The 15,036-nt window shown below is 53.6% G+C and carries 14 protein-coding genes and 1 other RNA gene; 4 read left to right on the top strand and 11 right to left on the bottom strand.

What is annotated here, in order from left to right:
- Positions 1–24: 24 nt before the first annotated feature.
- Complete coding sequence (locus tag O3S68_RS14480) at positions 25–603, bottom strand: YecA/YgfB family protein (protein WP_269231789.1); 579 nt, start codon at positions 601–603, stop codon at positions 25–27.
- 227 nt (positions 604–830) lie between these two features.
- Between O3S68_RS14480 and zapA the strand changes: the two genes are divergently transcribed.
- From zapA to O3S68_RS14465, 3 genes are all read left to right on the top strand, one after another.
- A complete protein-coding gene (gene zapA, locus O3S68_RS14475) occupies positions 831–1,160 on the top strand; it encodes a cell division protein ZapA (protein ID WP_017457603.1) in 330 nt (109 codons plus the stop codon).
- Between the two features lie 43 nt (positions 1,161–1,203).
- A non-coding RNA gene (ssrS, locus tag O3S68_RS14470) (6S RNA) lies at positions 1,204–1,387 on the top strand.
- Between the two features lie 20 nt (positions 1,388–1,407).
- Positions 1,408–2,004 carry a 5-formyltetrahydrofolate cyclo-ligase gene (locus tag O3S68_RS14465; RefSeq protein WP_269231788.1) on the top strand — a complete coding sequence of 199 codons (597 nt, stop codon included), beginning with the start codon at positions 1,408–1,410 and terminating at the stop codon, positions 2,002–2,004.
- A 36-nt stretch (positions 2,005–2,040) separates the two neighbouring features.
- Here O3S68_RS14465 and serA read toward each other — a convergent pair whose 3' ends face one another.
- Together serA and rpiA are read right to left on the bottom strand one after the other, a co-directional pair.
- The gene (serA, locus tag O3S68_RS14460; RefSeq protein ID WP_017457601.1) at positions 2,041–3,273 is read right to left on the bottom strand and encodes a phosphoglycerate dehydrogenase; all 1,233 of its coding nucleotides are present in this window, start codon (positions 3,271–3,273) and stop codon (positions 2,041–2,043) included.
- 268 nt (positions 3,274–3,541) lie between these two features.
- Positions 3,542–4,201: a ribose-5-phosphate isomerase RpiA gene (rpiA, locus tag O3S68_RS14455; protein WP_020455150.1), complete on the bottom strand. Its 660-nt coding sequence runs from the start codon at positions 4,199–4,201 to the stop codon at positions 3,542–3,544.
- A gap of 164 nt (positions 4,202–4,365) precedes the next feature.
- On the opposite strand from rpiA, the gene argP reads away from it, so the two are divergent.
- On the top strand, positions 4,366–5,259 hold the full coding sequence (gene argP / locus O3S68_RS14450; protein ID WP_017457598.1) for a DNA-binding transcriptional regulator ArgP: 894 nt from the start codon (positions 4,366–4,368) through the stop codon (positions 5,257–5,259).
- A gap of 39 nt (positions 5,260–5,298) precedes the next feature.
- Here argP and O3S68_RS14445 read toward each other — a convergent pair whose 3' ends face one another.
- The 8 genes from O3S68_RS14445 to tkt all read right to left on the bottom strand — a co-directional run bounded on the left by O3S68_RS14445 (position 5,299) and on the right by tkt (position 14,892).
- On the bottom strand, positions 5,299–6,042 hold the full coding sequence (locus O3S68_RS14445; RefSeq protein WP_269231787.1) for an oxidative stress defense protein: 744 nt from the start codon (positions 6,040–6,042) through the stop codon (positions 5,299–5,301).
- A 95-nt stretch (positions 6,043–6,137) separates the two neighbouring features.
- On the bottom strand, positions 6,138–6,773 hold the full coding sequence (argO, locus tag O3S68_RS14440) for an arginine exporter ArgO (protein ID WP_269231786.1): 636 nt from the start codon (positions 6,771–6,773) through the stop codon (positions 6,138–6,140).
- Between the two features lie 138 nt (positions 6,774–6,911).
- Entirely contained in the window at positions 6,912–7,772 is an 861-nt protein-coding gene (mscS, locus tag O3S68_RS14435; RefSeq protein ID WP_020455153.1) for a small-conductance mechanosensitive channel MscS, read from the bottom strand.
- A gap of 187 nt (positions 7,773–7,959) precedes the next feature.
- Positions 7,960–9,039, bottom strand: coding sequence for a class II fructose-bisphosphate aldolase (fbaA, locus tag O3S68_RS14430; RefSeq protein ID WP_020455154.1), 1,080 nt, complete (start codon positions 9,037–9,039; stop codon positions 7,960–7,962).
- 215 nt (positions 9,040–9,254) lie between these two features.
- Complete coding sequence (pgk, locus tag O3S68_RS14425) at positions 9,255–10,418, bottom strand: phosphoglycerate kinase (protein ID WP_017457593.1); 1,164 nt, start codon at positions 10,416–10,418, stop codon at positions 9,255–9,257.
- A gap of 48 nt (positions 10,419–10,466) precedes the next feature.
- The gene (gene epd, locus O3S68_RS14420; protein ID WP_269231785.1) at positions 10,467–11,486 is read right to left on the bottom strand and encodes an erythrose-4-phosphate dehydrogenase; all 1,020 of its coding nucleotides are present in this window, start codon (positions 11,484–11,486) and stop codon (positions 10,467–10,469) included.
- 353 nt (positions 11,487–11,839) lie between these two features.
- A complete protein-coding gene (locus O3S68_RS14415) occupies positions 11,840–12,589 on the bottom strand; it encodes a phage antirepressor KilAC domain-containing protein (RefSeq protein ID WP_045512826.1) in 750 nt (249 codons plus the stop codon).
- Between the two features lie 311 nt (positions 12,590–12,900).
- Entirely contained in the window at positions 12,901–14,892 is a 1,992-nt protein-coding gene (gene tkt / locus O3S68_RS14410; protein ID WP_045512828.1) for a transketolase, read from the bottom strand.
- Between the last annotated feature and the right edge of the window lie 144 nt (positions 14,893–15,036).

Here is a 15,036-nt window from a genome sequence, read left to right as displayed (position 1 = left end):
GACACCGACTCCCTACAAGGTGAATTAATGTAACGTGGGCTTACGCACTTCCGGTGCGGTAGGCTGCGGGCGAGTGAACGTGTCGTGGCACAGCAGCGCCGCGACGCGGACGTACTCGACGATCTCTTCGAGCGACATTTCCAGCTCTTCTTGATCTTCGTCTTCGTCATAACCCAACTGTGCAATATTGCGCAGATCGTCAATCGCTTCGCCGGTTTCACCCGTCACTTTATCGAGCTTCGGCTGGGTGACGCCCAGCCCCAGCAGGAAATGGTTCACCCAGCCCGCCAGCGCGTCGGCGCGGTCGAAAACGCTAACGTCGTCGCCATCCGGCAGATAGAGCTGAAACAAGAAACCGTCATCTTCCAGCGAGTCGCTGGTGGCTGAATGCATGTTGCGCAGCGCTTGCGCCAGCTCGTGACCGAATGCCAGACCGTCGTTGGTTAAATCATGCAGCAACGGCTGCCAGGAACTATCGTTGTTACCGCCGCAGAGGATCCCCGCGATAAGCCCGTGCATTTCAGCAGGAAGTAATCCCACGCCCTGTTGGTTGAGTAGCTGGGCTACATCGTTGTAACCAGGTATTTCGTTCTGTATAGACATGCGCATTCGTCGTCGTTGGGGGGAATATTCATGATATGCTACCACTTTGGCCCCTGGTGATATACCCGTGATGCTTCACGTTCCATGCGTTTGCATGCACACCGAATCATTAAGGTATAGACGCAAAAAGCTTGAAAGCGCGCGCCGGGGTAGCTTATAGTGTCGCCCCTTCGCAGCCCAGGGCTCGGATGCGAAGGCAGAGCGCAGTCAAACAGCAGGAAGGTGGCATGTCTGCACAACCCGTCGATATCCAAATTTTTGGCCGTTCACTGCGAGTGAATTGCCCGCCTGAACAGAGGGATGCTCTGAATCAGGCCGCGGAGGATCTGAATCAGCGGTTGCAAGATCTGAAGGTTCGCACTAGAGTCACAAATACTGAGCAGTTGGTGTTTATCGCCGCGTTGAACATTAGTTACGAGCTGACTCAGGAAAAAGCAAAGACCCGCGAATACGCAGCCAGCATGGAACAGCGTATTCGGATGTTACAGCAGACCATCGAACAGGCATTGCTTGATCAAGGTCGCATAACAGAAAGACCGGGACCAAAGTTTGAATAACGCTTCAGGGTCATCTGTGTTAGAGTGACCGTGAAGCCAAAAAATATCTCTGAGATGTTTGCAAGCGGGCCAGTCCCCTGAGCCGATATTTCATACCACAAGAATGTGGCGATCCATGGTTGGTGAGCATGCTCGGTCCGTCCGAGAAGCCTTAAAGCTATGACGACGCATTCACCTTGAACCAAGGGTTCAAGGGTTACAGCCAGCGGCGGCATCTCGGAGATTCCCTTCTTTTTTTACAACCATCATGACGCAACTTCCTGATTTTCCTTCGTCACGACAAGAAATCCGCAAAATTATTCGCCAGCGCCGGCGTGAACTCACTCCTGAACAACAAACGCACTTCGCCCAGCAGGCCGCGACACGCATGATGGCATATGCGCCGGTTGTGATGGCACACAGCGTAGCGTTGTTTCTCTCTTTTGATGGTGAGCTGGATACCCAACCGTTGATTGAGCAACTCTGGCGTAGCGGTAAACGGGTTTACTTGCCGGTATTGCATCCCTTTAGCCCCGGTAATTTGCTGTTTCTGCATTACCATCCGCACAGCGAGCTGGTGATTAACCGTCTGAAAATTCAGGAACCGAAGCTGGATGTGCGTGATGTGTTGCCGCTCAGCCAACTCGACGTGCTGATTACGCCGCTGGTCGCCTTTGATGAACAAGGGCAACGCCTGGGCATGGGCGGTGGTTTTTACGATCGCACGTTACAAAACTGGCGTGAGTATGGCCTACAACCGGTGGGTTATGCGCATGACTGCCAGGGTGTGGAGAAGCTGCCAGTAGAAGAGTGGGATATCCCGCTGCCTGCGGTGGTTACGCCATCCAGAATATGGCAGTGGTAACTTTCCCCTCCCTTGCGGGAGAGGAAAGCGCAACGTTTAAAACAGCAGACGGGAACGAATGGTGCCCGGAATCGCTTTCATGCTCTGCAACGCTTTCTGCGCCACATCTTCATCCGCTTCAATATCAATAACCACATACCCCATATACGGCGTGGTCTGCAGGTACTGCGCGGCAATGTTGATATTCTGGCTGGCGAAAATCTGGTTGAGCGCGGTCAGCACACCAGGGCGGTTTTCGTGGATGTGCAGTAAACGACGGCCACCGTGCAGCGGCAAAGAAACTTCCGGGAAATTCACCGCAGAAAGCGTCGAACCGTTGTCGGAGTACTTGATCAGTTTACCGGCCACTTCCAGACCGATATTTTCCTGCGCTTCCTGCGTGGAACCGCCAATGTGCGGCGTCAGCAGGACATTATCGAATTCACACAGCGGAGAGTCGAACGGATCGCTGTTGGTCGCCGGTTCAGTCGGGAACACGTCGATTGCCGCGCCCGCCAGATGTTTACGCTTCAGCGCATCGCACAGTGCCGGAATATCCACCACCGTGCCGCGTGCGGCGTTGATCAGCAGTGCGCCCGGCTTCATCAGCGCCAGCTCTTCCGGCCCAATCATATCTTTTGTAGAAGCGTTTTCCGGCACATGCAGGCTCACGACATCGCTCATATTCAGCAAGTCGGAGAGATGTTGCACCTGCGTTGCATTGCCGAGTGGCAATTTGCTTTCGATATCATAGAAATAGACGTGCATCCCCAGCGATTCCGCCAGAATACCGAGCTGCGTGCCAATATGGCCGTAACCGATAATACCGAGTTTTTTACCGCGCGCTTCATACGAACCAACTGCCAGCTTGTTCCAGATACCACGGTGCGCTTTGGCGTTCGCTTCAGGAATCCCACGCATCAGCAGCAGCAGCTCGCCAATGACTAACTCTGCCACCGAACGGGTGTTGGAGAACGGCGCGTTGAATACCGGAATACCGCGCTTCGCCGCCGCATCCAGATTCACCTGGTTGGTACCGATACAGAAACAGCCGATAGCCACCAGTTTTTCCGCCGCAGCGATGATATCTTCAGTCAGTTGAGTACGGGATCGCAGGCCGATAAAGTGGGCATCACGGATGGACTCTTTCAGTTGCTCGCTATCCAGCGCGCCTTTGTGAAACTCAATGTTGGTGTAACCCGCAGCGCGAAGGCTATCCAGAGCTTTCTGGTGCACCCCTTCGACGAGCAGAAATTTAATCTTGTCTTTCTCCAGTGATACCTTTGCCATTTACCCGACCCTGTTTTTTGTCTTGACTGTGATGTTGTGCAGATTGCAATCCGCGTTAGTCAACATATCAAAAAAAACTATCGCGGCAATATGAACGTTTGCGTCAGGTATCTGAAGAAATGTCATACAGCGGGAAATGGCAGAGAAAAATGCTAAAAAACAAGACGCAAGCGGCAGGTAACGCATGACGAGGGCGAAAACGTGACAGATATCACCAAATTTGCCCATTGCAGATTTTTTACAGGGAGGCATGCGCCTCCCTGTCAGATCATTTCACGATAGTTTTCACGCCATCAGCGGTGCCGATCAGCGCCACATCCGCGCCACGGTTAGCAAATAACCCTACAGTCACTACGCCCGGCAACGCATTGATGCTGTTTTCCAGCGCAATCGGGTCGATGATCTCAAGACCGTAAACATCCAGGATGACGTTGCCGTTATCCGTCACCACGTTCTGGCGATATTCCGGGCGACCGCCCAGCTTGACCAGCTCACGGGCAACAGCGCTACGCGCCATCGGAATCACTTCCACCGGCAGCGGGAATTTGCCAAGGATATCAACCTGCTTGGAGGCATCCGCGATGCAGATGAATTTATCCGCCACCGAGGCGATAATTTTCTCACGCGTCAGCGCCGCGCCGCCGCCCTTGATCATCTGCATCTGGCCGTTAATCTCATCCGCGCCGTCCACATAAATGCCAAGCCGGTCCACCTCGTTGAGATCGAACACGGTAATGCCAAGGCTTTTCAGTTTCTCGGTGGACGCGTCCGAGCTGGAAACCGCGCCTTCAATCTGGCCTTTCATCGTGCCCAGCGCGTCAATAAAATGTGCAGCGGTAGAGCCGGTGCCAACCCCTACAATGGTGCCAGGTTCTACATACTTCAGCGCTGCCCAGCCCACTGCTTTTTTGAGTTCATCCTGCGTCATGGTCGTTTGCCTGTGGTGTGAAATTTCAGGCGCATTATAGACCAGCGTTACCCAAAATGTCCCTGTGACCAGTGTCACATTACGCGAGGTCCAATTTCGTCTGTACCGAACAAAAAATTATGTCATAGTGCTGAGTACGATTTTTTCAGGAGAATGCCCGAGCAATGAAACGTCCGGACTACAGAACATTACAGGCGCTTGATGCGGTTATTCGTGAGCGCGGATTTGAACGTGCCGCACAAAAGCTGTGTATTACCCAGTCCGCCGTGTCGCAGCGCATTAAGCAACTGGAAAATATGTTTGGTCAGCCGCTACTGGTGCGTACCGTTCCACCTCGTCCCACCGAGCAGGGGCAAAAGTTGCTGGCGTTGCTGCGCCAGGTCGAGCTACTGGAAGAAGAGTGGCTTGGCGACGAACAAACCGGCTCCACGCCGCTACTGTTATCGCTGGCGGTCAACGCCGACAGCCTGGCGACCTGGCTGCTGCCTGCATTAGCCCCGGTACTGGCCGACTCACCAATTCGCCTGAATCTGCAGGTGGAAGACGAAACCCGCACTCAGGAGCGTTTGCGTCGCGGTGAGGTCGTTGGCGCGGTGAGTATTCAGCCACAGGCGCTTCCCAGTTGCCTGGTCGACCAACTTGGCGCGCTGGATTACCTGTTCGTCGGTTCGAAAGCGTTCGCCGAGCGCTATTTCCCGAACGGCGTCACCCGTTCCGCATTGCTCAAAGCACCGGCGGTCGCGTTTGATCATCTCGATGATATGCATCAGGCGTTTTTACAGCAGTATTTCGACTTACCGCCGGGCAGCGTGCCTTGCCATATCGTCAACTCTTCCGAAGCGTTTGTTCAACTGGCGCGCCAGGGGACGACCTGCTGCATGATCCCACATCTGCAAATCGAAAAAGAGCTGAACAGCGGTGATCTGATCGACCTGACGCCCGGTTTGCTGCAGCGCCGGATGCTGTACTGGCACCGTTTTGCGCCGGAAAGCCGGATGATGCGCAACGTCACGGACGCGCTGCTGGAATATGGGCATCGGGTGTTAAGGCAGGATTAATAAAACGCCCTCTTCCCGGCCGGGAGAGGGCGAAGAGGATTACTTCGCCGGTGCCGCAGTCTGCGGCTGGCTCTGAGTCGGTTCCAGCTGGAATACGACATCTACCTGATCAGCAAACTGAATCGACGGTTGCTCATAGGTTTCCTGTGCGGCTGCGGCTTCTGGCGCATCCGCTTTCATCATGCGTACCATCGGGCTCGGCTGATAGTTGGACACATGGTAGCGCACGCTGTAGATCGGGCCGAGTTTAGCGTTAAAGCCCGCCGCTAACTGCTGCGCCTGGTGCGTTGCATCATCGATAGCCGCTTTGCGCGCTTTATCTTTGAAAGACTCCGGTTGCGCAACGCCCAGCGATACAGAACGAATTTCGTTCAGCCCCGCTTTCAGCGCGCCATCCAGCAATGAATTAAGTTTATCCAGCTCACGCAGCGTGACTTCCACAGTACGCACTGCGCGGTAGCCTTTCAGAATACTTTTGCCGTTCTGGTAGTCATAATCAGGTTGTGTGCGTAAGTTCGCGGAATTAATGTCTTTCCGGGCAATGCCGTTTTGCTCAAGAAAGCTAAGATATTGCGCAACACGGTCATCGGCCTGTTTTTTGGCTGAGGCAGCGTCTTTCGCGGCGACATTAACCTCAATCGCCAGCGTGGCGATGTCCGGGGTCGCGTCCACGCTTGCCGTACCTGAGGTGACAATATGCGGGCCGTCCGGCAATTCGCTCGCCTGTACCGCCATCCCGCTGAAACCGACCATTGCCGCCAGGGCCATCACTTTAAATTTCACAGTTGCTCCTCCATGGTGCTTTTGTTACGCCCAGAATTGCAGGACGCCTGGCAGCAAGCTTAGCGGCTAAGCGTGAATTGTCCATCGGACTTACCTTAACTGAATAATCCCTGCATATGGTGCACGCCTTCGCGCGCCAGCTGGAAAGCGATAAACCACATCACCAGCCCCACCAGCGTGTTAATCACCCGCTGTGCTAGCACTGTGCGCAAACGTGGAGCAAGCCAGGCCGCAAGTAAAGCAAGGCTGAAAAACCACAGGAAGGAGGCGCTCACCGTGCCCAACGCAAACCAGCGTTTTGGCTCCGCATCCAGCTGGCCGCCCAAACTGCCGAGCACCACAAACGTATCGAGGTAAACGTGGGGGTTCAACCAGGTAACCGCCAGCATCGTGGCGATTATGCGCCAGCGCCCCTGGCGCATTGCTTCAGCATTCGCCAGTTCAATAGTGCTACCGAACGCCGTTTTCAGTGCACCAAAGCCGTACCACAACAGAAACGCCACGCCGCCCCACGTCACCAGTGCCAACAGCCACGGCGACTGCATCAGCAATGCGCTCCCACCGAAAATACCCGCACAAATCAGTAATACGTCGCTGAGCGTGCAAAGCGCTGCGGTCATGATATGGAACTGCCTGCGGATGCCCTGATTCATGACAAAGGCATTTTGTGGCCCAAGCGGCAGGATCAACGCAGCCCCAAGCATAAGGCCTTGAAAATAATAAGATAGCACGAGGTGATTCCATCAGAGTTGTTTCGAACACTGACTATAGCGCGGGACAATCATTAGATGAAATGGATAATACTAATCGTTAATAAGCTTTCCTAATAACGAAGAGCACAAATAAGGCCGGAACCCCGGCCTTGATGTTTACTGCTCTGTGGAATTTTTCACGCGTTTGAAATTCACGTCCATCTGTGGATACGGGAAACTGATACCGTGTTCGTCAAAACGGCGTTTGATAAGTTCCAGCACATCCCAATAAACGTTTTGCAGATCGCTGCTCTTGCTCCAGACGCGGACTACAAAATTGATCGATGAAGGTCCTAATTCATTGAGGCGTACCGTCATTTCGCGATCTTTGATAATGCGTTCGTCAGCCTGAATAATTTCAGTCAGGATGCGTTTCACCTCATCAATATCTGAATCATACGCCACGCCAATAATAAACTCGTTGCGCCGCACCGGTTCACGGGAGAAGTTAACAATATTCCCGGCGATGATTTTGCCATTCGGTATAACCACAATACGTCCATCGACAGTGCGCATGGTGGTGGAGAAAATCTGCACCTGCAATACCGTACCGGCCACACCACCCAGATCAACATACTCGCCTGAGCGGAACGGGCGGAAAGTTACCAGCAGCACGCCAGCAGCAAGGTTAGAGAGCGAGCCTTGCAACGCCAGACCGATGGCCAGACCGGCGGCGCCAAGAACCGCGATCACCGAGGCGGTTTGCACGCCAACGCGCCCCAGTGCGGCAATCAAAGTGAACGCGATAATACCGTAGCGCACCAGCGCGGAAAGGAAATCCGCCACCGTCGCGTCAATGTGGCGCGCCACCATCAGGCGGTTAACAGTATTCGAGACAATGCGCGCCACAATCATCCCGACAATGATGATAGCAATAGCCGCCACGATATTAACGGCATAGCTCAATAGCAGCGCCTGGTTGTTCACCAGCCATGAACCTGCATTATTAATGCTGTCGACAACGTCAAGATCTTCCATTCGAGCTTCCTTATGTTGTTCCAAAACGGGAAAACCACCCCTTCCAGCAAGGAGAGATCCCTAAAGGGTAAACAATAAGCCGCCATTTCGCCAAGTTGATCACATTTTGTGTTCGCAGGCATTTTGTTGAATTCACAATAAAAAAGGCCCGCAAAATGCGGGCCTTTTCAGACAGAAGCAGTGTAAATTACAGAACGTCTACCGCGTTCAGCTCTTTGAAAGCCTGCTCCAGACGAGTCACCATGCTGGTCTGCGCAGCACGCAGCCATACACGCGGATCGTAGTATTTTTTGTTCGGCTGGTCTGCGCCTTTCGGGTTACCCAACTGGCCCTGCAGATAGCCTTCGTTTTCTTTGTAGTACTTCAGAATACCTTCCCAGGTTGCCCATTGGGTGTCGGTATCGATGTTCATTTTGATAACGCCGTAGCTTACGGAGTCTTTGATTTCCTGAGCGGAAGAACCGGAACCACCGTGGAATACGAAGTTCAGGCTGTTGTGCGGCAGGTTATGTTTCTTAGAAACATATTCCTGAGAGTCGCGCAGGATAGTCGGGGTCAGTTTCACGTTACCCGGTTTGTACACGCCGTGTACGTTACCGAAGGAAGCGGCGATGGTGAAACGCGGGCTGATTTTGTTCAGCTCGGTGTATGCGTAATCAACGTCTTCCGGCTGGGTGTACAGTGCAGACGCGTCCATATGGCTGTTGTCTACGCCGTCTTCTTCACCACCGGTGCAACCCAGTTCGATTTCCAGCGTCATGCCCATTTTGGCCATACGCGCCAGGTATTTGGAGCTGATCGCGATGTTCTCTTCCAGAGACTCTTCAGACAGGTCAATCATGTGAGAAGAGAACAGCGGTTTACCGGTAGCTGCGAAGTGTTTTTCACCCGCGTCCAGCAGGCCGTCGATCCACGGCAGCAGTTTTTTCGCGCAGTGGTCGGTATGCAGGATAACCGGTACGCCGTAGTGCTCTGCCATCTGGTGTACGTGATGCGCACCAGAGATAGCACCCAGAATTGCCGCGCCCTGAGGAACGTCAGTTTTCACGCCTTTACCCGCGATGAACGCTGCGCCGCCGTTAGAGAACTGAACGATAACAGGCGCTTTAACTTTCGCTGCAGCTTCCAGAACAGCGTTAATGGAGTCAGTACCTACGCAGTTAACCGCAGGCAGAGCGAAGTTGTTTTCTTTAGCTACCTGGAACACTTTCTGAACGTCATCACCAGTGATCACGCCAGGTTTTACGAAATCAAAAATTTTAGACATGTTACGTAGTCCTGTATCTTCGGCCGTTGTACACATCATCCTTCAAGCTGACTCGGCGCTGGCTGCCTTCGCTTACATCAGAGACTTATTGCAGTCAGTTCCTGATGATTCACTCCGTTGCCGCCTTGATGCAACTTGAATGATTTTGTGTAGAGAATTAAAGCGAGCCCGAAAGCGCGCTGAAAACAGGGCAGGTTTCCCTGCCCTTGAATGTCTTACTTCTTAGCGCGCTCTTCGAGCATGGCTACTGCCGGCAGTACTTTGCCTTCCACAAATTCGAGGAACGCGCCACCGCCAGTGGAGATGTAGGAAATCTTGTCAGAGATACCAAACAGGTCAATCGCCGCCAGAGTGTCGCCGCCGCCTGCGATGGAGAACGCGTCGCTGTCTGCAATCGCGTTAGCCACAATTTCGGTACCTTTACGGAAGTTCGGGAATTCAAACACGCCAACCGGACCGTTCCACAAAATAGTTTTGGCGTTTTTCAGGATTTCAGCCAGTTTTTGTGCAGAAACGTCGCCCAGATCCAGAATTTGCTCATCATCTTTGATGTCAGAAACAGATTTCAGGGTTGCAGTTGCGGTTTCAGAGAACTCAGTCGCAACGCGAACATCTGTCGGAACCGGGATATCGCAAGTACCGAGCAGGCGTTTGGCTTCATCAACCAGGTCAGCTTCGTACAGGGATTTGCCAACATTGTGGCCTTGAGCAGCAACGAAGGTGTTAGCGATGCCGCCGCCAACAATCAGCTGGTCAGCGATTTTGGACAGAGAGTCCAGAACAGTCAGTTTAGTGGAAACTTTAGAACCACCCACGATAGCAACCATCGGACGAGCCGGTTCTTTCAGCGCTTTACCCAGCGCTTCCAGTTCGTCTGCCAGCAGCGGGCCTGCGCAAGCGACATCAGCAAATTTACCGATACCATGCGTAGACGCCTGAGCGCGGTGCGCGGTACCGAATGCGTCCATCACGAACACGTCGCACAGTGCAGCGTATTTTTTAGACAGTGCTTCGTCGTCTTTCTTCTCGCCTTTGTTAAAGCGAACGTTTTCCAGAACGACCAGCTCACCCGCAGCAACTTCTACGCCGTCCAGGTAATCTTTAACCAGGCGAACCGGGTTGGACAGTTTGTCTTTCAGATAGTTAACAACCGGCAGCAGAGAGAATTCTTCGTTGTACTCGCCTTCGGTCGGACGACCCAGGTGGGAAGTCACCATTACTTTCGCACCCTGCTTCAGCGCCAGTTCAATGGTCGGCAGAGAAGCACGAATACGCGCGTCGCTGGTCACTTTGCCATCTTTAACCGGCACATTCAGATCAGCACGGATGAAAACGCGTTTACCAGCCAGATCCAGATCGGTCATCTTAATTACAGACATGGTGAATCCTCTCAATGATTCTTAAAGTTTTGCGAGCGCTGTTGCGCCCTACCTGAAACCAATAGCCGCCATTGCTAACGTCGTGTCGAGCATTCGGTTAGCAAAGCCCCATTCGTTATCGCACCATACCAGGGTTTTAATCAGGTGCGCACCACTGACCCGTGTCTGCGTGCCATCAACAATGGCACTATGCGGATCGTGGTTAAAATCGGTTGAAACCAACGGTAATTCCGTATAGTCAACTATACCATGAAATGTTCCCTGCGCTGCTTTTTGCAGCAACGCATTGACTTCACTGGCTTTTACCGGTTTCTTCACCGTTACACTCAGATCGATAGCGGTGACATTAATTGTCGGCACACGTACCGCTATCGCTTCAAATCTGTCATTAAACTGCGGGAAAATTCTCGTGATGCCTGCCGCCAGTTTTGTATCCACCGGGATGATGGACTGACTGGCCGCGCGCGTACGCCGCAAATCGGGATGGTAGGCGTCAATCACTTGCTGGTCGTGCATCGCCGAGTGAATCGTTGTCACGGTTCCTGACTCAATGCCATACGCATCGTCGAGTAGTTTTATGACCGGAATAATACAGTTTGTCGTACAGGACGCGTTAGAAACCAGCAGATCGTCGGCTCGTAGCGTGTTTTGATTGACGCCGAAAACGATAGTTGCATCAAGGTTGTGGCTGCCAGGATGGGAAAAGAGCACTTTTTTTGCCCCCGCCGCCAGATGCGCCTCGCCATCTTCACGGTTGCCGTACACGCCTGTACAGTCGAGCACCACATCAACGCCTAACTCACGCCACGGCAGCGCGTCGATAGCACGCTCATGCAGGATGCGAATAACGTCATCGCCGACTATCAGTTGTTCACGCTCCTGGCGAACATCCCATGCGAAACGCCCATGGCTGGTGTCATATTTCAACAAATGCGCCATGCCCACGGCATCGGCCAATTCGTTGATTGCCACCACGGTGATTTCCGCCCGACGCCCGGATTCGTACAAAGCACGAACCACATTGCGCCCGATGCGACCGAAACCATTAATCGCTATGCGTACGGTCATAACTCTCCTGCAAGGCTAGCCAGCCTGAAGTGGATGACAGAGTAATCCAGCAACCACAGAAGGGGAATCCTCGCCTGCTTAAACTGCGTCTGTTTGATTATTTGTCGAACATTTAGCCGACTGAAACGCTTCAGCTAGAATAAGCGAAACATGGAATAAAAGGAATGATTGTCCAGACGGTTTCGCCAGTAATCTGACCTGCATCACATTTTCACTGGAATAATTGGCGCGCCAGAAGGGCTTTTTGCTGAGGTTAAGAATTAACAGAAAGGGGAACAAGCGCAACAACGCATCCCTGCGTGATGTGTTGATAAAGGAAGATTGATTCCGGCAAAACGCTTTACTGGGGATGATTAAAACCAGCTACGTTCCGCTGTTTTTGGTTCGGTGCGCTCTGCACGCGGCATCTCAACCGGCAGCGAGGAGAGTTGTTTAGCCCACAGATCGGCTACCCACTTCACGCCCCTGGCGGTAAAACGCGCCTGAGACCAGCTACGTTTGTTTTCCCCTACGCCGCCGTGGACGGTAAAGTAGCCCGCATCGATATGGTACTGCGGCGGCATCAGCGCACCGTCGACGCGCTGCATAATGTTGCGCTCAAGCAAAAAGCTCCGGAACAGAGACTCTTTCACCCGCAGCATTTTACAAAGCTGCCGGAAACCAAGCGACTCCTCAACCCTGACATACCGGTCAAAGAACTCCGCTTTTGGGGCAGAAACGGCAAGCAGCGCTTCCGCACGCTGACGCTTTTCGTACTGTTCGGCCCATGCGCGCGCCGCGGCTGCGGGATTAGTGAAATCGGGCAGGCTGATATTCTTTTCTTTCTCCTGCCAGCGATCGAGCATCTCTGCAGTAAAGCCTGGCGAGAGGCGCGAAACCGTCAGCAGTGAGTCCCGCTTATTGAGCAAAAACTCCTGTCGCATCTCACCTTCCCGCTCATACACATGTTCGTTCACCGGCTGGGAGAGTCGTTGCGCAGTCTCCAGGCTTTTCACCATCCGTTTCACTTCGGTGTGAGTCAGGCCTGTCAACTTCGCGATTTCGCGGCTGCTGACCGTCGCCAGAGCCTGTTGGGAATTGAAATTTTCACCAGGAATTACCATAGGTTCACTCCTTACACATACTCACCCTGGATAATCTGTAGAATTATTATACGACTTACTGTACAAATATCCAGTATATTTTTTATGCACAAATCAACGGCGTAGAGGTTGTTCTGTAAAAAGAGGGCTAAAAATGGGAAGTAAACGGCTGGAGACGCTAACGCAGCGGTATGGCTGATTGAGGGGGATAGGGGTGGATAAAACTATGTTTAGCTGGCCTGCAAATCTGTGGCCTTGATAAAACCCAGGCACAATGGGAAATGGTGGTCATGCTGGCCCGGCAGGACTTGCGCCGCCGGGCCAGAGGATGATTACAGCAGCGCTTTCGCTTTTGCTACAACATTCTCGACGGTGAAACCAAACTCCTCGAACAGCTGCTCTGCCGGGGCGGACTCACCAAAGGTGGTCATACCGACGATAGCGCCGTTCAGACCGACATATTTATACCAGAAGTCAGCAATACCGGCTTCAATCGCCACGCGAGCAGAGACCGCTTTCGGCAGTACGGACTCACGGTAAGCCGCATCCTGTTTGTCGAATGCGTCGGTGGACGGCATGGAAACCACGCGCGCTTTCACGCCTTCGGCAGAGAGTTTTTCCCATGCCGAGACAGCAAGCTCAACTTCTGAGCCGGTGGCAATCAGGATCAGTTGCGGCTGACCTGCGCAATCTTTCAGTACGTACGCACCGCGGGCGATATCTGCCAGCTGCTGCGCGGTACGCTCCTGTTGCGCCAGGTTCTGACGGGAGAGGATCAGCGCAGTTGGGCCGTCATGGCGCTCAACACCGTATTTCCACGCCACCGCAGATTCTACCTGGTCACACGGACGCCAGGTGCTGACGTTCGGAGTAACGCGCAGGGAAGCGACCTGCTCTACCGGCTGGTGAGTCGGGCCGTCTTCGCCCAGACCAATCGAGTCGTGGGTGTAAACCAGCACCTGACGCTGTTTCATCAGCGCTGCCATACGCACCGCATTACGGGCATATTCAACGAACATCAGGAAGGTGGAGGTGTACGGCAGGAAACCGCCGTGCAGAGCGATACCGTTAGCAATCGCGGTCATGCCGAATTCGCGCACGCCATAGTGAATGTAGTTACCGGCAGCGTCTTCGTTAATCGCTTTCGAACCGGACCAGAGGGTCAGGTTAGAAGGTGCCAGGTCAGCGGAACCGCCGAGGAATTCCGGCAGCAGCGGACCGAAGGCTTCGATAGCATTTTGAGAGGCTTTACGGCTGGCGATTTTCGCCGGATTGGCCTGCAGTTTTTCAACAAACGCCTGCGCTTTAGCATCGAAGTCAGACGGCAGCTCGCCCTTCATACGGCGGGTGAATTCAGCCGCTTCCTGCGGGAAGGCTTTCGCGTAAGCCGCGAACTTGTCGTTCCATGCCGCTTCTTTCGCCTTGCCAGCTTCTTTTGCATCCCACTGAGCATAGATTTCAGACGGGATTTCAAACGGTGCGTATTTCCAGCCAAGCTGCTCACGGGTCAGCGCGATTTCCGCATCGCCCAGCGGCGCACCGTGGGAGTCGTGGGTACCGGCTTTGTTCGGCGAACCGAAACCGATGATAGTTTTGCACATCAACAGGGACGGTTTATCCGTCACGCTACGAGCTTCTTCAACGGCGCGTTTGATAGCATCCGCGTTGTGGCCGTCAATGCCGCGAACCACGTGCCAGCCATAGGCTTCAAAGCGTTTCGCCGTATCATCGGTAAACCAGCCTTCCACGTGACCGTCGATGGAGATGCCGTTGTCATCATAGAACGCCACCAATTTGCCCAGCTTCAGCGTACCGGCCAGCGAGCAGGCTTCGTGGGAGATGCCTTCCATCATGCAGCCGTCGCCCATAAAGGCGTAGGTGAAGTGGTCAACAATGTCATGCCCAGGACGGTTGAACTGCGCTGCGAGAGTTTTCTCCGCAATCGCCATACCTACCGCGTTGGCAATGCCCTGGCCCAGCGGACCGGTAGTGGTTTCAACACCTGCGGTGTACCCCACTTCCGGGTGACCTGGCGTTTTTGAGTGCAGCTGACGGAAGTTCTGCAGCTCAGACATCGGCAGATCATAGCCGGTGAGGTGCAGCAGGCTGTAAATCAGCATTGAGCCGTGGCCGTTAGACAGCACAAAGCGGTCACGGTCAGCCCAGGCCGGATTTGTCGGGTTATGGTTCAGAAAATCACGCCACAGCACTTCGGCGATATCGGCCATCCCCATCGGGGCTCCCGGGTGACCGGATTTGGCTTTCTGTACCGCGTCCATGCTCAGCGCACGAATAGCATTAGCAAGCTCTTTACGTGAGGACATTTTGACTCCAGATCGGACTGTTAAGGGCTGTTCCCGTAACGACTTGACGACAGCGCGTTTTGGGCTACGCCGGAAAAAAGTGCCAACAATGTAACCCAAGCGACAAGTCATGTACATGGAGCATCCTTTTGCCGATTCAGAAAT

The sequence above is a fragment of the Kosakonia sp. SOY2 genome (assembly GCF_027109175.1).
GTDB lineage: Bacteria > Pseudomonadota > Gammaproteobacteria > Enterobacterales > Enterobacteriaceae > Kosakonia.
Note: the sequence above shows the minus strand (reverse complement) of the source record. Positions and strands in the feature narration are given on the sequence as shown.

What these genes read in the sequence shown, in the direction of transcription:
- O3S68_RS14480 (WP_269231789.1), bottom strand. Translation starts at nt 603, where the DNA reads ATGTCTATACAGAACGAAATACCTGGTTACAACGATGTAGCCCAGCTA.
- zapA (WP_017457603.1), top strand. Translation starts at nt 831, where the DNA reads ATGTCTGCACAACCCGTCGATATCCAAATTTTTGGCCGTTCACTGCGA.
- O3S68_RS14465 (WP_269231788.1), top strand. Translation starts at nt 1,408, where the DNA reads ATGACGCAACTTCCTGATTTTCCTTCGTCACGACAAGAAATCCGCAAA.
- serA (WP_017457601.1), bottom strand. Translation starts at nt 3,273, where the DNA reads ATGGCAAAGGTATCACTGGAGAAAGACAAGATTAAATTTCTGCTCGTC.
- rpiA (WP_020455150.1), bottom strand. Translation starts at nt 4,201, where the DNA reads ATGACGCAGGATGAACTCAAAAAAGCAGTGGGCTGGGCAGCGCTGAAG.
- argP (WP_017457598.1), top strand. Translation starts at nt 4,366, where the DNA reads ATGAAACGTCCGGACTACAGAACATTACAGGCGCTTGATGCGGTTATT.
- mscS (WP_020455153.1), bottom strand. Translation starts at nt 7,772, where the DNA reads ATGGAAGATCTTGACGTTGTCGACAGCATTAATAATGCAGGTTCATGG.
- fbaA (WP_020455154.1), bottom strand. Translation starts at nt 9,039, where the DNA reads ATGTCTAAAATTTTTGATTTCGTAAAACCTGGCGTGATCACTGGTGAT.
- pgk (WP_017457593.1), bottom strand. Translation starts at nt 10,418, where the DNA reads ATGTCTGTAATTAAGATGACCGATCTGGATCTGGCTGGTAAACGCGTT.
- epd (WP_269231785.1), bottom strand. Translation starts at nt 11,486, where the DNA reads ATGACCGTACGCATAGCGATTAATGGTTTCGGTCGCATCGGGCGCAAT.
- O3S68_RS14415 (WP_045512826.1), bottom strand. Translation starts at nt 12,589, where the DNA reads ATGGTAATTCCTGGTGAAAATTTCAATTCCCAACAGGCTCTGGCGACG.
- tkt (WP_045512828.1), bottom strand. Translation starts at nt 14,892, where the DNA reads ATGTCCTCACGTAAAGAGCTTGCTAATGCTATTCGTGCGCTGAGCATG.